The sequence below is a fragment of the Paraburkholderia kirstenboschensis genome, from assembly GCF_032806925.1.
Taxonomy (GTDB): domain Bacteria; phylum Pseudomonadota; class Gammaproteobacteria; order Burkholderiales; family Burkholderiaceae; genus Paraburkholderia; species Paraburkholderia kirstenboschensis.
The window spans coordinates 2,379,786-2,394,541 of sequence record NZ_CP136513.1; the positions used below are offsets into that span (position 1 = coordinate 2,379,786).

General features: G+C 61.7%; 15 protein-coding genes and 1 tRNA gene. 5 read left to right on the top strand and 11 right to left on the bottom strand.

The features are described 5' to 3' along the window. Positions 1-71 precede the first annotated feature (71 nt). Positions 72-1,547: an MFS transporter gene (locus RW095_RS33285; RefSeq protein WP_317020141.1), complete on the top strand. Its 1,476-nt coding sequence runs from the start codon at positions 72-74 to the stop codon at positions 1,545-1,547. 70 nt (positions 1,548-1,617) lie between these two features. Here RW095_RS33285 and RW095_RS33290 read toward each other — a convergent pair whose 3' ends face one another. Then, positions 1,618-2,211 carry a nitroreductase family protein gene (locus tag RW095_RS33290; protein WP_317020142.1) on the bottom strand — a complete coding sequence of 198 codons (594 nt, stop codon included), beginning with the start codon at positions 2,209-2,211 and terminating at the stop codon, positions 1,618-1,620. A gap of 166 nt (positions 2,212-2,377) precedes the next feature. Beyond that, positions 2,378-3,661: an MFS transporter gene (locus tag RW095_RS33295; protein WP_317020143.1), complete on the bottom strand. Its 1,284-nt coding sequence runs from the start codon at positions 3,659-3,661 to the stop codon at positions 2,378-2,380. 151 nt (positions 3,662-3,812) lie between these two features. Here RW095_RS33295 and RW095_RS33300 point away from each other — a divergent pair, with 151 nt between their 5' ends. Together RW095_RS33300 and RW095_RS33305 are read left to right on the top strand one after the other, a co-directional pair. Beyond that, on the top strand, positions 3,813-4,505 hold the full coding sequence (locus tag RW095_RS33300; protein ID WP_317020144.1) for a TetR/AcrR family transcriptional regulator: 693 nt from the start codon (positions 3,813-3,815) through the stop codon (positions 4,503-4,505). Positions 4,506-4,657: 152 nt separating this feature from the next. After that, on the top strand, positions 4,658-5,212 hold the full coding sequence (locus tag RW095_RS33305) for a DUF1415 domain-containing protein (RefSeq protein ID WP_317020145.1): 555 nt from the start codon (positions 4,658-4,660) through the stop codon (positions 5,210-5,212). A 1-nt stretch (position 5,213) separates the two neighbouring features. On the opposite strand, the gene RW095_RS33310 is transcribed toward RW095_RS33305, so the two are convergent. Further along, positions 5,214-6,056, bottom strand: a complete 843-nt coding sequence (locus RW095_RS33310) for a class I SAM-dependent methyltransferase (RefSeq protein WP_317020146.1) — start codon at positions 6,054-6,056, stop codon at positions 5,214-5,216. Positions 6,057-6,441: 385 nt separating this feature from the next. Between RW095_RS33310 and RW095_RS33315 the strand changes: the two genes are divergently transcribed. Continuing rightward, a complete protein-coding gene (locus RW095_RS33315) occupies positions 6,442-6,762 on the top strand; it encodes a type II toxin-antitoxin system HicA family toxin (RefSeq protein WP_013589753.1) in 321 nt (106 codons plus the stop codon). A gap of 115 nt (positions 6,763-6,877) precedes the next feature. On the opposite strand, the gene RW095_RS33320 is transcribed toward RW095_RS33315, so the two are convergent. After that, positions 6,878-7,087, bottom strand: a complete 210-nt coding sequence (locus tag RW095_RS33320; protein WP_128591236.1) for a DUF1059 domain-containing protein — start codon at positions 7,085-7,087, stop codon at positions 6,878-6,880. Between the two features lie 652 nt (positions 7,088-7,739). Here RW095_RS33320 and RW095_RS33325 point away from each other — a divergent pair. Then, complete coding sequence (locus tag RW095_RS33325) at positions 7,740-9,035, top strand: TIGR03862 family flavoprotein (RefSeq protein WP_317020147.1); 1,296 nt, start codon at positions 7,740-7,742, stop codon at positions 9,033-9,035. Between the two features lie 31 nt (positions 9,036-9,066). On the opposite strand, the gene RW095_RS33330 is transcribed toward RW095_RS33325, so the two are convergent. From RW095_RS33330 to petA, 7 genes are all read right to left on the bottom strand, one after another. Continuing rightward, positions 9,067-10,194: a class I SAM-dependent methyltransferase gene (locus tag RW095_RS33330; protein WP_317020148.1), complete on the bottom strand. Its 1,128-nt coding sequence runs from the start codon at positions 10,192-10,194 to the stop codon at positions 9,067-9,069. A gap of 370 nt (positions 10,195-10,564) precedes the next feature. Further along, positions 10,565-10,640: transfer RNA gene (locus RW095_RS33335), tRNA-Thr, on the bottom strand. A gap of 19 nt (positions 10,641-10,659) precedes the next feature. Further along, positions 10,660-11,178 (bottom strand): ClpXP protease specificity-enhancing factor, encoded by a 519-nt coding sequence (locus tag RW095_RS33340; protein WP_317020149.1) that lies wholly within the window; start codon positions 11,176-11,178, stop codon positions 10,660-10,662. A gap of 70 nt (positions 11,179-11,248) precedes the next feature. After that, complete coding sequence (locus RW095_RS33345; RefSeq protein WP_006052302.1) at positions 11,249-11,860, bottom strand: glutathione S-transferase N-terminal domain-containing protein; 612 nt, start codon at positions 11,858-11,860, stop codon at positions 11,249-11,251. A gap of 96 nt (positions 11,861-11,956) precedes the next feature. Then, entirely contained in the window at positions 11,957-12,712 is a 756-nt protein-coding gene (locus tag RW095_RS33350) for a cytochrome c1 (RefSeq protein ID WP_317020150.1), read from the bottom strand. A gap of 23 nt (positions 12,713-12,735) precedes the next feature. Further along, positions 12,736-14,115, bottom strand: a complete 1,380-nt coding sequence (locus RW095_RS33355) for a cytochrome b (protein ID WP_317020151.1) — start codon at positions 14,113-14,115, stop codon at positions 12,736-12,738. Then, positions 14,115-14,735 carry a ubiquinol-cytochrome c reductase iron-sulfur subunit gene (gene petA / locus RW095_RS33360; RefSeq protein WP_020070659.1) on the bottom strand — a complete coding sequence of 207 codons (621 nt, stop codon included), beginning with the start codon at positions 14,733-14,735 and terminating at the stop codon, positions 14,115-14,117. The genes RW095_RS33355 and petA overlap by 1 nt, the downstream gene beginning before the upstream one ends. Between the last annotated feature and the right edge of the window lie 21 nt (positions 14,736-14,756).

Sequence of the window (14,756 nt, forward strand, 5' to 3'; positions counted from 1 at the left end):
GCTGCTAGCTCACCCCTCAACTTACCGGCAAGTGTAGCCACTAAATATCGCCACTATGGAGACCCTAAGCAATGAGCGCGCCGCCTCTCGCTGATGTCGAGCGCAAATCTGCAGGGACCATCGAAACGGATCTGCCGTCGCGGCTCGACCGGCTGCCTTGGGGGCGCTTTCATACGCTGATCGTCCTCGCGCTAGGCGTGACATGGCTGCTCGACGGACTCGAAGTGACGCTTGCCGGGGCGGTCGCGAGCGCGCTCAAGGCGAGCCCGGCGCTGCGTTTCACCAACGCGGACGTGGGTCTCGCCGGCAGCGCTTACATCGCCGGCGCCGTACTCGGTGCGCTCGGGTTCGGCTGGCTCACGGACCGGCTGGGCCGTCGCAAGCTGTTTTTCATCACGCTCGCGTTGTATCTTGCCGCGACCGCCGCGACTGCGGTTTCGTGGAATCTCGCCAGCTTCCTGCTGTTCCGTTTTTTGACGGGCGCGGGCATTGGCGGCGAATACACCGCGATCAATTCGACGATTCAGGAATTCACGCCGCCTCGCGTGCGCGGCTGGGTCGATCTGGCGATCAACGGCACCTTCTGGATCGGCGCGGGGCTCGGCGCGGCGGGCTCGCTTATTCTGCTCGATCCTCATGTAGTGCCGGGCGACTGGGGCTGGCGTGCGTGCTTTTTCATCGGCGCGGCGCTCGCGCTGATCGTGCTGCCAATGCGTATATGGGTCCCCGAAAGCCCACGCTGGCTGCTCACACACGGCAACGTGCGGGACGCGCACGCGATCGTCGACGGAATCGAAACGCGCTTTCGCAGCGAGGGCCACACGCTCTCCACGCATGGCCTCGCGCGTCTGCGTCTGCGCGCGCGCGGACACACGCCGCTGCGCGAGGTGTTTCACACGTTGTTCAATGTGCACCGGCGGCGAGCGCTGGTCGGCCTGTCGCTGATGACCGCGCAGGCGTTCTTCTACAATGCAATCTTTTTCACCTATGCGCTGGTGCTGACGGACTTTTACGGCGTGCCGGGCGACCACATAGGCTGGTACTTGCTGCCGTTCGCGCTCGGCAATTTTCTCGGACCGTTGCTTCTTGGCCGGCTGTTCGACGTAATCGGCCGGCGCAAGATGATCGCGTCGACCTACGCTATCTCGGCGATTCTGCTGACAGTCAGCGGCTACCTGTTCGAGCAGCACATGCTAACGGTCGTCACGCAGACGATCGCGTGGATGGTGATTTTCTTTTTCGCGTCCGCCGCGGCAAGTTCGGCCTATCTGACGGTCAGCGAATCGTTTCCGCTGGAAATCCGCGCGCTCGCAATCGCCGTGTTCTATGCGTTCGGCACGGCGCTCGGCGGCATTGCCGGGCCGGCGTTCTTCGGACGGCTGATCGACACGCATCAACGCAGCGAAGTGTTCTCGGGCTACCTGGTCGGGTCGGCGCTGATGCTCGCGGCGGCCGTAATCGCGGCGGTGTGGGGCGTGGACGCGGAGCGCAAATCTCTCGAACACGTGGCGGCGCCGCTTTCGAGCGTAACCGACGACGCGCCGTAGACACGCTCACGACAAAACGCGCGGTCTGCGCCGCGCGTTCCTGTAAAACAATTGAAGCTCGGAGCCCCGCTCAGAACGCCTTCTTCCAGCCGCCGCCGTAGGCGATTTCCGCAATCGGCAGACGCTGCCGCACCGACTTTTCGCGTTCGCGCAAAACCGGATCGAGCTTCTCGACATCGCCGAAATGGCCCAGCGAAATGAAGGCGATCGGTTCGACGTCGTTCGGCAGGTCCAAAGCCTTGCGGAACGCGTTCGGGTCGAAGCCGCTCATCTGATGCGCGGCAAGGCCGAGCGCGTGCGCCTGCAATACGAGCGCCATGGCGGCCGCGCCTGCGTCGTATTGAGCACAGCGGTTCACCTCGCCCTTGCTGGTGCGTGTAAGCGTAGTAACGGCGATCAACACGGGTGCGGGCGCGTTCCACGCCTGGTTGAACGGCACGAGGGTGGCGAACGCCTGCTTGAACGCGACTTCATCGACGCTGCGGTCGAACACAAGAAAGCGCCACGGTTGAGCGTTATACGACGAAGGCGCCCAGCGTGCCGCTTCCAGCACAGCGTGCAGGTTCTCGCGGCTCACCGGCTCGCTCGAATAGGCGCGCGGGCTCCAGCGGCCGGCAATCAGCTCGTGAATGGCAACTGCGGAAGGGGCGGGTTTGTGGGTCATGCGCTTCTCTCGGTAGAAATTCATGATCGCGGGCGGCTGCCCGAGGGTCACATAGCATAACCGGGGTTCGGCGCGCGCGCTGCATGAAGCGAGCGGATAGATTTTCCGTAGCGTGGAAAGACGCGGGCGCGCCGCCGCGCGGCCCAGCGTCGTTCCGTGTGGCGCTCTAGACCGCCTGCGGCTGCGGCGCCCTGGCGGGCCGATTGATCCGCAACACGATGAAGGCGGCCACGAGGCACAGACCGCCGGAAATCATCGACGCCACGGTGTAGGTGCCGAGGCTCGCGCGCAGCATGCCCGCGCCGAGTGCCGCGAACGCAGCGCCGAGTTGATGCCCGGCGACCACCCAGCCAAACACCACGGGAGCCGCCTCCTTGCCGTAGACGTCCGTCGCGAGACGCACGGTCGGCGGGACGGTCGCAATCCAGTCGAGTCCGTAGAACACGGCAAAGAGCGGCAAACCGAAAAAGTCGATGCCGAAGGCATGCGGCAGATACATCAGCGACAAGCCGCGCAGCCCGTAGTACCAGAACAGCAGCACGCGGCTGTTGAAGCGGTCGGACAGCCAGCCGGAGAGCGTCGTGCCGAACAGATCGAAGATACCCATCGCGGCGAGCAGCGACGCGCCCTGCACTTCCGACATGCCGTAATCGCCGCACATCGCGATCAGGTGGGTGCCGACATAGCCGTTCGTGCTCGCCCCGCAAATGAAAAAGCTGAAGAAGAGCAGCCAGAAATCGCGTGTTTTGCTCGCCATGGCTAGCGTGCCGAAGGCGATCGCCAGCGGATTCTGTTTTGTCGCCGTCGCGGTCACCGGCGCGTCGTGCGGTTCGCCGTAAGGGCGCAACGCTACATCCGACGGCCGCTCGGGCAGCAGGAACGCAACCAGCGGCAGCACGATCCCCGCAGCCGCTGCGACGACCCAGACCACCTGGCGCCAGCCGTAGTGCTCGACGATGGCCGCAAGCATCGGCAGGAACACGAGTTGGCCAGTCGCGGAACTTGCGGTCAGAATCCCCATGACGAGCCCGCGATGCGTGGTGAACCAGCGCGTCACGACGGTCGCCGACAGCGACAGCGCCGCCACGCCCGTCGAACCGCCAACCATCACGCCCCAGATCAGGATCATCTGCCAAGGGTGCGTCATCAGCGACGACAAGGCGACGCCCGCCGCCATGGTGCCGAGCGCGATGAGCAGCGTGGGGCGCACGCCGAAACGCTGCATCGCCGCCGCCGCAAACGGCCCCATCAGTCCGTATAGGGCGATGTTTACGGAGATTGCCAGCGAAATGGTGCCGCGGCTCCAGCCGAATTGATGCTCGAGCGGCACCATCATCACGCTCGGCGTAGCGCGCGTGCCCGCCGCCGCCAAAAGCACCAGAAACACCACGGCCACGGTCAACCAGCCGTAGTGGAAACGCCTGCCTATCAGTCTCGCTGCCCAGTTCATCGGCTCTCCTATCGGCGTGGTTCAACTCGCCGCGCCGTTCGCATTATTACGGTTTCAGTAAAGGATTTGTGACAGATCAGTCACAATTGGTGTTGCGATATTAGTTACCGGTCGGTAACATGTCAAGGCGTCAATTGAATTCGGGGGCACCATGTCTGAAAGCGAAACCTCCAAGCGAGGCTCTGCGGCGGGGAGTTCGACGTCGGCTAATTCCCCTGCTTCGTCCCCCTCGCGGCGGGCGCGCGGTGGCCACACAAGCGGGCCGGAGGCACAGCAGCATCTGCTGCGCGCGGCGGATGAACTGTTCTACCGTGAGGGCGTGCGGGCGGTCGGCGTGGATGCGGTCGTCGAGCGCGCCGGCGTCAACAAGATGAGCCTGTACCGCCAGTTCTCGTCGAAAGACGATCTGGTCATGGCTTATCTGGAGCGCAAAGATGCTCAGTTCTTCGGCTACGTCGAGAAGAGCTTCGCGAGACACTCCGGAGAGCCGGCAAAGCAGCTTCAGCAATATTTCGACGATCTCGCCGCGCGGGCGTCGTTGGAAGGCTATCGCGGCTGTCCGTTTGTGAACGTCGCGGTGGAGTTCCCCGATACTGCGCATCCTGCTCGGCTATTCGTGTTCCGAAACAAGGAGCGGTTGCTGGCGCGCCTGACGGAGTTGGCGAGCGCCGCGGGCGCCGACGATCCCGAGATGCTCGCCGGCGCGCTGGCTTTGCTGATCGAGGGCGTGTATGCGGCCAGCCAGACCTATCGCGCGGGATCGAGCCCCGTGCTCGCCGCGCCGAAAGCCGCCGCGCAGCTGATCGCCGCGGCGTGTGGGGGAAACGGGGGCGTTAGCCGATAGCGGGTTGGGTTTGGCTTGGGTTTTGGCTTCTTTTGCGGCTTCGTTCTGCCGTTTCGTTCTGCCGTTTCTTTTTGCGGCTTTGCTTGAGGCACTTGCGCACTGTCTGCCGCACGCGCCGTTAAAATGGCTCTTTGCCCATTTCGCAGCCTGCCATGCCGTTGCCCTCCGAATCGCACGACGCTGTCGTTGCCGACACCCGTCACTGGCTGACGGAAGCCGTGATCGGGCTCAATCTGTGTCCCTTCGCCAAGGCCGTCCATGTAAAGGGACAAATCCGCTACACGGTCAGCAATGCGACGGATCTGGAAGGCGTACTAGCCGATCTTGAAACCGAGCTCAACCACCTCGCCACCGCAGATCCCGCCGCCGTGGACACCACGCTATTAATCCTGCCTCAGGCGCTAGAAGATTTTCTGCAGTATAACGACGCACTGTTCTTCGCAGAAAGAATGCTCAAGCAGCTTCGCCTGACGGGCATGATCCAGATTGCCAGCTTCCATCCTTTTTATCAGTTTGAAGGCACTGATCCGGACGATATCGAGAATTACACCAATCGCGCGCCTTATCCGATTTTTCATTTACTCAGAGAAGACAGTATTGAACGCGCGGTTCAGGCATTTCCCGATGCCGAAGCAATTTACGAACGAAATCAGGAAACGCTTCGGCGGATAGGACTCGTCGGCTGGAATCAATTAATGAAAACCTGATTCACGCGGAAACGAAAAATCTCTCCTTCAGTTCCTCGATACCGAGCGTTTGCATGACCTCGTTGAGCCGCTCGGCCGGGCGCCGCCGCGGCAAGTCCTTGAATTGCGCGATGATCAGCTCGTTTTTCATCGAATGTTCCCAGCCCACGAGTTCGGTTACGCTGACCTGATAACCGTGCGCCTCCAACTGGAGGCAGCGCAGCACATTGGTAATCTGGCTGCCGAATTCCCGGGTATGCAATGGATGCCGCCAGATTTCCGTCAACGCACTGGCGAGCGATTTGCTTTTGTTTTGACGTAAAACGCCCGCCACCTCCGCCTGACAGCACGGCACGACCACGATGTACTTTGCGCTCTTTTCGAGAGCGAAGCGAATCGCGTCGTCCGTTGCCGTATTGCAGGCGTGCAGCGCGGTAACGATATCGATCCGGGCCGGCAAGCGCTCGGACGTAATAGATTCCGCTACCGACAAATTCACGAACGACATGCCCTTGAAGCCGAGGCGTGCCGCCAGTTCCTCCGACCTCGTGACGAGCTCCTCGCGCGTTTCGATGCCGTAAATGTGCGACGCCCCACCTGCGGCATCCTGAAACTCCTTGAAGAACAGGTCATACAGGATAAAACCTAGATATGACTTGCCCGCGCCGTGATCGACGAGGGTGACCGCCCCCTGCTGGTCCTTCAGGTCCTTGAGGAGCGGCTCGATGAACTGGAACAGATGGTAGACCTGCTTGAGCTTGCGGCGGCTGTCCTGGTTCATCTTGCCGTCGCGCGTCAGGATGTGAAGCTCCTTGAGCAATTCGATGGACTGGTTCGGGCGAATTTCGTGGGTTTTGCTGGACATCGTGGGGGACCGTCGTCGATTGCAACGCGAACGTGCGTCAGGTGACGGAAAAAGGAAGAAGTTGCTGCCAGTTTACCCAAACCGCGGCCCGCTCACCGAAGAGCCGCGAAAAATTGCAGGAAGTGCCGCAATCCTGGAACAATTCCTGCTCGCTAAGGCACGACGCGGGACGTTTTCTCGTGCGGCGCAGAACCGTTTAGCGTCGAACGAGTCCCAAAAGCGGAAGCCGTGGTACCTATAACAATAAGCTGTCGGTCGTGGTAACGGACACACGACCCGGATGCAAGTGGGGAAGGCGGCTCAGTGATACGAGCCGAACGTTACGTCACCGGCAGCGCGCCGCGATTTCAATTGAACGTGCGCCCGGATAATAGAAGAGGCAGCAATGGATACGGTACCCAACGGAAATGTCGAACAGAAGTTCCAGGAGATGATGGCGAAGCTCACCGCCATGCCCGCCTGGTCCGAAAAGCAGCAACTCGAACTGGAGATGGCCCGCGACATCTCCACCGAAATGCTTCGCCTCGCGGAAGTGATGCGGGACGGGAGTGTCGACATGGAAACGTGTTTGACGCTGCTCAAGTACGCGAAAGTGCTCGACTTCGTGATGACCACGCTGGCTTCACGACGCGATATCAAACCGCAAACGCTGCGGGTCATCTTCAAGCTTGCGGGTCTCAAGGTGGACGAGGCTTATCCGAGCTGAGGTGCGGCGAGGAATCGCGCACATATCGAACCACGCCGCGACTCGCGCGAGCGGCCACCCGCCGCTCGCTTCCTCCGCGAGTCACCGCGGCGGCTCCTTTTCCAAAACGCTCGAATCAGGCGCGCGGCGCTTCCACCGGCGGCGTGCCTTCATGAAAGAGCGTCCTCAATTGCTGGCGCAGTTCAGGCGAATCGTCGTGTTTGTGCACGCTGACGGCATGTTGCACGGCTGCGTTGAGCAGCTCGTCTTCGTTATCGGCCGAGATCGCAACCGTGCAATTCGTTTCGCTCGGGAACTCGCGGCAGTCGATGTATTTGCGGGTCATGGCAATCTCCTTGATCGATATGTGTGAACATCCACGCTGGCACAAGGCGCACACCGAAGCGCACCGATCCCGATGCCACGGCATGCGGCGTCTGGACAGCGCGGTCGCTCGTATTGACGCGGGAATGACGCGAATGCGCCCAATGGAAGGTGTTCAAAAATTATAGTTGGCGATGCTGACTAACGAAGCGATGGAGCGGACAAGCTTGGCAGCTAGCGCGCCTGAATGTAGCGTTCTGACGCCCGGTTAGCGGCGGGCGCGTTTGCTCCGTGCTGGATGCGGTGTGAGAATAGCGGGCTTCGTGGGGTGTGAGGGCTTGGGCAGTTTTTCATGTTGGGCGCTCTTTTCGTGTTGGGCGTTTGGGCGTTTGGGCGTTTGGGCGTTTGGGCACTTGGGCACTTGGGCACTTGGGCACTTGGGCACTTGGGCACTTGGGCACTTGGGCACTTGGGCGTTTGGGTGCATCCGCCGCGTTCTGTCGCACCGGGCACCTTCCTGCGCGCTCCTGCGCCTTCAGCGTGTTCGGCGCTCTGTTGCACCTCCGCGTTCCAGCGTCCTCACAGCGCCGCTGTAGCCGTTTTTCACACCCTTCGCGCCGTCCACGCATCAGTGCTGGCGGCGCGCCGCCTCTTTAGCTCATCTGCAGGCCCGCATGTCATCTTCGTTCGATTCCGCCCGCGTCGCCGTCATCGGCGGCGGACCCGCTGGCCTGATGGCCGCCGAGGTGCTTTCCCTGCAAGGCGTACAGGTCGACGTCCACGACGCGATGCCTTCGGTTGGCCGCAAATTCCTGATGGCCGGCAAAGGCGGCATGAACATCACGCATTCGGAGTCGCTCGAGCCGTTTCTCGATCGCTACGGCGCGCGCCGCGAATGGATTGCACCGCTGCTGGAGACGTTCGGACCGGACGCGTTGCGCGCCTGGTTGCGAGAGCTTGGGGTCGAGACGTTCGTCGGCAGCTCGGGACGCGTTTTTCCCACCGACATGAAAGCAGCGCCGATGCTCCGGGCCTGGCTGCATCGACTGAGGGAAACGGGTGTGCGCTTCCACATGCGGCACAAATGGATGGGCTGGCAGATTGGAGAGGCGACCGCCGCTGACGCGCCCGCGCCGGCCCGCCAGCCGCATACCCTTTTGTTCGCCACGCCGGACGGCGAGCAGGCCGTAACCTACGACGCCGTCGTGTTGGCACTCGGTGGCGCAAGTTGGCCTCGCCTTGGATCGGACGCGGCCTGGGTGCCGTTGATCACGGCCCGCGACGTGCCCGTCCGCCCACTGCGACCCGCGAACTGCGGCTTCGACGTGGACTGGAGTCCTTACCTGCGCGAGCGTTTCGCCGGTCAGCCGGTGAAGTCCATCGCCATTGCACTCACCGATGTAGACCAAAAAGTCCACAATCGACAAGGTGAAATACTTTTGACGGAAACGGGCCTCGAAGGGAGTCTGATCTATGCACTTTCGGCCGCGATTCGCGAGCGAATCCTGGCTGACGGCGAACTCACGATCACGCTGGATCTGGCGCCCGGCTTGCCTTTGGAGCGAGTGATACCGGAAGTCACGAGGCCGCGCGGCTCGCGATCGATATCGAGCCATCTGCAGGGAAGAGTTGGGATTACCGGTGTAAAACTGGCGTTACTGCACGAGATGCTGCCGAAGGACGTTTTCGCCGATGCCACGCGTCTCGCGCACGCCATGAAGGCGCTCCCGGTGAAACTCTTGCGCGCCCGGCCGATTGCAGAAGCGATCAGCAGCGCGGGCGGCATTCCGTTCGAGGCGCTGGACGAGCATTTGATGATCGAGCACTTGCCCGGTGTTTTTTGCGCGGGCGAAATGCTCGATTGGGAAGCGCCGACAGGCGGTTATCTGCTGACTGCGTGCTTTGCGAGCGGTCTTGTCGCCGGGCGCGGCGCCGCAGCGTTTGTGGGGCCGCGCGGCGCGTTCGCGTAAAGCGGGCCCCGCGCCAAGGTTCACACCGGCTTCAAGCGCGCGCCTTCAGCCGCCAGAGCGACGTAGCTTCCGCCACTCGCGCTGCGTGCAACGGATCCGTCTCGTCGGTGGATTTGGGATGCCTCGGACGAATATCCTCGCGCCCGATCACAGTCAACCCGGCCTCGTCGATCGCTGCAAGCAGCCAGTCGCGCGAGCGCAAACCCAGATGCTCCGCGAAGTCCGACAGAATGAGCCAGCCTTCGCCGCCCGGCGACAAATGCGCCGTCAGTCCGTTGAGAAAGCCGAGCAGCATTCGGCTTTCCGGATCGTAGACCGCATATTCGATCGGCGATGCGGGCCGCGCCGGCAACCACGGCGGATTGCAAACCACCAGCGGCGCGCGTCCTTCAGGGAACAGGTCCGCTTGCACGACCTCGACCTGTTGTTCGTACCCGAGACGCGCAATGTTCTCCCGCGCGCAAGCAAGCGCTCGCGGGTCCTGATCCGTGGCGACAATCTTCTTCACACCGCGCTTTGCCAGCAACGCCGACAGCACGCCCGTACCGGTGCCGATATCGAACGCCTTATTCAACGAAGGCAGCGCGGTGCGCGCGACGAGATCGACGTATTCACCGCGCACCGGCGAAAACACGCCGTAATAGGGATGAATGCGATCGCCGAGCGCGGGAATCTCGACGCCCTTTTTGCGCCACTCATGCGCGCCGATCAGTCCGAGCAGTTCGCGCAGCGACACGACCGACGCCTCATTGGTCGGCGGTCCATAGGTTTCGATGCACGCCTGTTGCACATCGGGCGCGCGGCGCAGCGGAATCACGTACGCGGCGTCGAGCGGAATCAGGATCATGCCGAGCGTGCGCGCACGTTGTGACTGCGTCTGCCGGTGCAGGTTGAACGCCTCGAGCGGCGTTGCGCCCTGCTTGCGCGGCTTGCGTTCCAGACGTCGCGTCACCGCCTGCAACAGTTGCCGGGCGTTCTGGAAGTCGCCGTTCCACAGAAGCGCGGTGCCTTCGCACGCAAGCCGGTAGGCGGAGTCGGCGGTCGTCCGGTCATCCGCGACGATCACGCGTTTGGGCGGCGGCACCGCCGCTTCGGAGCGCCAACGCGCGGTGCGGGGGCCGTCGGCTTCGGGCCAGGTGATGCTTGCAGGGCTGGTCATGATGAGGTGGGTCGTATTGCGGGAGCGACGCGGTAAGACGTGGCTTGGTGTGGCGGCGCTATGCGCCGGTGTGCGCGCGGCGGCGTGCATGAGCGGACAGCAGTGCCGGCCGACGCCCGAATAGTACCTTCTGCCGCCTTGCCGCGCGCCATCGTATTCGCCGCGCCGTTCACAATGAGAAGTAGACATTTTAGTCCACGAGGGACAAGGTGAAAGAGATAAGGTGAATTTGAGCCTCGAAGGCGCTCACCGAACGGCGCGAAGCGGTGTGGGACGGCTAGTGCGGCCGACACCCTCGCAATATCCGCCCAAATATCCGCCCAATAAAAAACGGGGTTCCTGACTGAACAGAAACCCCGCTTCGTACTACTGGTGCCGGCTGCAGGACTCGAACCCGCCACCTCATGATTACAAGTCAAGCGCTCTACCTGATGAGCTAAGCCGGCATGAGGCCGTGATTCTACTTCATTTTACGATCTTGAGGCGAGCCCTACCGCCACCTTTTGAACCGTCGTCGTCGGGCTGGTCGCCCTCCGGCGCGTGGTCCGCTTTGGCGGCGCTATCGGCTGCGGACGGATTTTCGACCGCGCGCGGCGCGCTGGGCGCAACCGGCGTGGCGGCCGGCTCGACTGTTTCGGCGTCGGCGCCCGAATCCTGCGCTTCACCGCCCGTCGACTCAACCGGAAATGCCATGCCCTGCCCGTTTTCGCGCGCATAGATCGCTAGGATGTTGGCGACCGGCACCTCGATCTTGTGCGACTTTCCGGAGAAACGCGCGCTGAATTCGACCCACTCGTTGCCCATCTGCAACTGGCTCGTGGCCTCGAAGCTGATGTTCAACACAATCTCGTTGTCGCGCACGAATTGCCGCGGCACGCGCGTCTGATTGTCGACGCGCACTGCGATGTGCGGCGTATAGCCGTTATCCGTGCACCATTCGTACAGCGCCCGCAGCAGATACGGCTTGGTGGAAATCTCTTGCATCAGCAGTCCTCTTACCGGGCGCGGAGCCGCGCGCGTCGAGCCGCGCGGAGCCCGCAACCCACAGCCAAACTCAACGACGCATCACCTTTTCCGAAGGCGTCAGCGCCTCGATATAAGCCGGACGGCTGAAAATGCGCTCGGCGTACTTCATCAGCGGTGCCGCGTTCTTCGACAGTTCGATGCCGTAGTGATCCAAGCGCCACAGGAGCGGCGCGATCGCGACGTCGAGCATCGAGAACTCTTCGCCGAGCATGTACTTGTTCTTCAGGAAGATCGGCGCGAGTTGCGTCAGGCGGTCGCGGATCGCGAGGCGAGCTTTCTCGTGGTTCTTCTCCGCGGCCTTGCCCTTTTCGTTCTCGAGCGTGCCGACGTGGACGAACAGTTCCTTCTCGAAGTTCAGCAGGAACAGACGCGCGCGCGCGCGCTGAACCGGATCGGCCGGCATCAGTTGCGGATGCGGAAAGCGCTCGTCGATGTACTCGTTGATGATGTTCGATTCGTACAGAATCAGGTCCCGTTCGACGAGAATCGGCACCTGACCATACGGATTCATCACGGCGATGTCTTCCGGCTTGTTAAACAGGTCGACGTCGCGGATCTCGAAGTCCATGCCCTTTTCGAACAACACCAGCCGGCAACGCTGGGAGAACGGGCAAGTTGTGCCGGAATACAGAACCATCATGATTTACGTTTCCTCAAAAAGCTGAAGGGCCAGCGCGCGGAAAAACCGTTCAACAGGTTTTTCCTGGCGCCGGCCCCACGCCGTGTAGCGGCGTGATTATTTGATATGTTTCCAGTACGCGGCGTTCAGTCGCCAGGCGAAAAAGCTCAGAATACCGAGGAACATCAGCACCCACACGCCAAGCTGTTTGCGGGTTTTCTGAGTCGGCTCGGACATCCAGGACAGATACGACACAAGGTCGGCCACAGCAGAATCATAATCTACCGGCGACATCGTCCCCGGAGTGACCTGCTGGAAACCCACAAATTTGTGCACCGTTTCGCCCGTTTTTTCGTCGACTTCGTCACCGAACTTCGCCGTACGTTGCCCCTGAAGCTGCCACAACACGTGAGGCATGCTCACGTTTTCATACACCAGATTATTCCAGCCGGTCGGCCGCGTATTGTCGCGATAAAAGCTGCGCAGATACGTGTAAAGCCAGTCCTTGCCGCGCGCCCGAGCTTCCACCGACAAGTCCGGCGGACTTGCGCCGAACCACGCCTTCGCGTCGTCCGGGCGCATTGCCACGGTCATCGTGTTGCCGACCTTGTCGGTGGTGAACAGCAGGTTCGACTGAATTTCGGTCGGCGCGATGCCGAGATCGGTCAGCCGGTTGTAGCGCACCAGATTCGCGCTGTGGCAATTCAGGCAGTAGTTTACAAACAATTGCGCGCCGTGCTGCAAAGAAGCGAAATTGTCCGCGTTATCCGGCGCGCGGTCGAGATGTACATTCTCGTCCGCATAGGCCGGGCCGCTCAGCACCGCGAGCAGTGTCGCGCCGATCAGCGCGCACGTCGAAAGCAGTTTCTTCATCTTCGTGTTCTCCTCGCTCGCCATTAGTGGGACTTGAACCGCACCCGCTCGGGCGGCTGCTTGAACGTGCCAAGCCTCGTCCAGAACGGCATGCCGAGGAAAAACGCGAAGTAGATCAGCGCGCACACCTGCGCAATCAACGTGGCGGCCGCCGACGGCGGTTTAGTGCCGAGGAAGCCCAACGTCAGGAAAGCGAGCACGAAGATCCCGTAAAACACCTTGTGGAAGAACGGCCGGTAGCGGATCGACTTGACCGGCGAGCGGTCCAGCCACGGCAGGAAAAAGAGCGAAATCACCGCGCCGCCCATCACCACCACGCCCCAGAACTTCGATTCGGTGAAGGCCATTGCCAGAATCACGAGCACCGCGAGCACCGGCAAACCCAGTTTCCACTTGCCGCGCGCGCGCACCAGCGCGAGCAGGCCGAGCAGCGCGATCACGACCATCAGCACGATCTTGAACGGATCGGTGGTGGCGCGCAGCATCGCGTAAAAGGCTGTGAAGTACCACACCGGCGCGATTTCCTGCGGTGTTTGCAGAGGATTCGCCGGGACGAAGTTGTTCGCCTCGAGGAAGTACCCGCCCATTTCCGGCGCGAAGAAAATAATCGCTGCGAAAATCATCAGGAACACCGACACGCCGAAGAAATCGTGCACCGAGTAGTACGGGTGAAACGGGATGCCGTCGAGCGGAATGCCGTCCGGATCTTTCTTCGCCTTGATCTCGATGCCGTCCGGGTTGTTGGAACCGACCTCATGCAGCGCGACCAGGTGAGCGACGACGAGCCCAAGCAGCACGAGCGGAATCGCGATCACGTGGAACGCGAAGAAGCGGTTCAGCGTGACGTCCGACACCACGTAGTCGCCCCGAATCCACAACGACAGGTCGGGCCCGATGAACGGAATCGCCGAGAACAGGTTCACGATAACCTGCGCGCCCCAGAACGACATCTGGCCCCACGGGAGCAGGTAGCCGAAGAACGCTTCGGCCATCAGGCACAGGAAAATCGCGCAGCCAAAAATCCATACGAGTTCGCGCGGCTTGCGGTATGAGCCGTACATGAGGCCGCGGAACATATGCAGATACACGACGACGAAGAACATCGACGCGCCCGTGGAGTGCATATAGCGGATGAGCCACCCCCACGGCACTTCGCGCATGATGTACTCGACCGACGCAAACGCGAGCGTCGCGTCGGGCTTGTAGTTCATCGTGAGGAAGATGCCGGTGACGATCTGATTGACCAGCACCAGCAGCGCGAGCGAACCGAAGAAGTACCAGAAGTTGAAGTTCTTCGGTGCGTAGTATTCGGAGACGTGCTTTTTCCAGGTGGACGTTAAGGGGAAGCGCCGGTCGATCCAACCGACCAGCCCGGTCGTTTGTACTTCATGTTCGATCGCCATTACGCTTCTCCTTTCTCGTCCTTGCCGATCACGAGCCCGTTGGCTCCCGTGAACATGTAAGGCGGGATGTCGAGGTTCTGCGGCGCAGGTTTGTTCTTGAAGACGCGGCCGGCCATGTCATAGGTCGAACCGTGGCACGGGCACAGAAAGCCGCCTGGCCAGTCGTCTGGAAGATTGGGCTGCGCGCCCTCCATGAAGCGCGGCGTCGGCGTGCAGCCCAGATGGGTGCACACGGCAACGGCGACAAATATGTTCTTGCGGTCGGTGCGTGCGCGGAATTCGTTGTTGCAGTACTCCGGCAACGGCATCGAAAAGACGTTCTTGCTGTGGGGATCGGCTACTTCGTTATCGGCTTTCTGGACGTCGGCGAGCATCTTGTCGGTGCGGTTGATGATCCAGACCGGCTTGCCGCGCCATGCAACGGTCATCATGTCGCCGGGCTTCAGATTGCTGATGTCCACTTCGACCGGGGCACCTGCTGCCTTGGCCTTTTCGGATGGTGCAAACGAACTAACAAAGGGTACGACAGTGGCAACGCCTCCTATGCCACCTGCTACGGTCGTCGCTATCAGCCAGGTACGGCGGCTGCCGTCGACGCGTTCATCTTCCTTGTCTCGCATCACACGCCCCACTTCTGAGTT

Bases quoted from the DNA above. Each gene is read 5' to 3' on its own strand.
- RW095_RS33355 (WP_317020151.1), bottom strand. From the start codon at position 14,115: ATGGCGATCGAACATGAAGTACAAACGACCGGGCTGGTCGGTTGGATC.
- petA (WP_020070659.1), bottom strand. From the start codon at position 14,735: ATGCGAGACAAGGAAGATGAACGCGTCGACGGCAGCCGCCGTACCTGG.
- RW095_RS33325 (WP_317020147.1), top strand. From the start codon at position 7,740: ATGTCATCTTCGTTCGATTCCGCCCGCGTCGCCGTCATCGGCGGCGGA.
- RW095_RS33300 (WP_317020144.1), top strand. From the start codon at position 3,813: ATGTCTGAAAGCGAAACCTCCAAGCGAGGCTCTGCGGCGGGGAGTTCG.
- RW095_RS33285 (WP_317020141.1), top strand. From the start codon at position 72: ATGAGCGCGCCGCCTCTCGCTGATGTCGAGCGCAAATCTGCAGGGACC.
- RW095_RS33290 (WP_317020142.1), bottom strand. From the start codon at position 2,211: ATGACCCACAAACCCGCCCCTTCCGCAGTTGCCATTCACGAGCTGATT.
- RW095_RS33330 (WP_317020148.1), bottom strand. From the start codon at position 10,194: ATGACCAGCCCTGCAAGCATCACCTGGCCCGAAGCCGACGGCCCCCGC.
- RW095_RS33345 (WP_006052302.1), bottom strand. From the start codon at position 11,860: ATGATGGTTCTGTATTCCGGCACAACTTGCCCGTTCTCCCAGCGTTGC.
- RW095_RS33295 (WP_317020143.1), bottom strand. From the start codon at position 3,661: ATGAACTGGGCAGCGAGACTGATAGGCAGGCGTTTCCACTACGGCTGG.
- RW095_RS33305 (WP_317020145.1), top strand. From the start codon at position 4,658: ATGCCGTTGCCCTCCGAATCGCACGACGCTGTCGTTGCCGACACCCGT.
- RW095_RS33320 (WP_128591236.1), bottom strand. From the start codon at position 7,087: ATGACCCGCAAATACATCGACTGCCGCGAGTTCCCGAGCGAAACGAAT.
- RW095_RS33340 (WP_317020149.1), bottom strand. From the start codon at position 11,178: ATGCAAGAGATTTCCACCAAGCCGTATCTGCTGCGGGCGCTGTACGAA.
- RW095_RS33350 (WP_317020150.1), bottom strand. From the start codon at position 12,712: ATGAAGAAACTGCTTTCGACGTGCGCGCTGATCGGCGCGACACTGCTC.
- RW095_RS33310 (WP_317020146.1), bottom strand. From the start codon at position 6,056: ATGTCCAGCAAAACCCACGAAATTCGCCCGAACCAGTCCATCGAATTG.
- RW095_RS33315 (WP_013589753.1), top strand. From the start codon at position 6,442: ATGGATACGGTACCCAACGGAAATGTCGAACAGAAGTTCCAGGAGATG.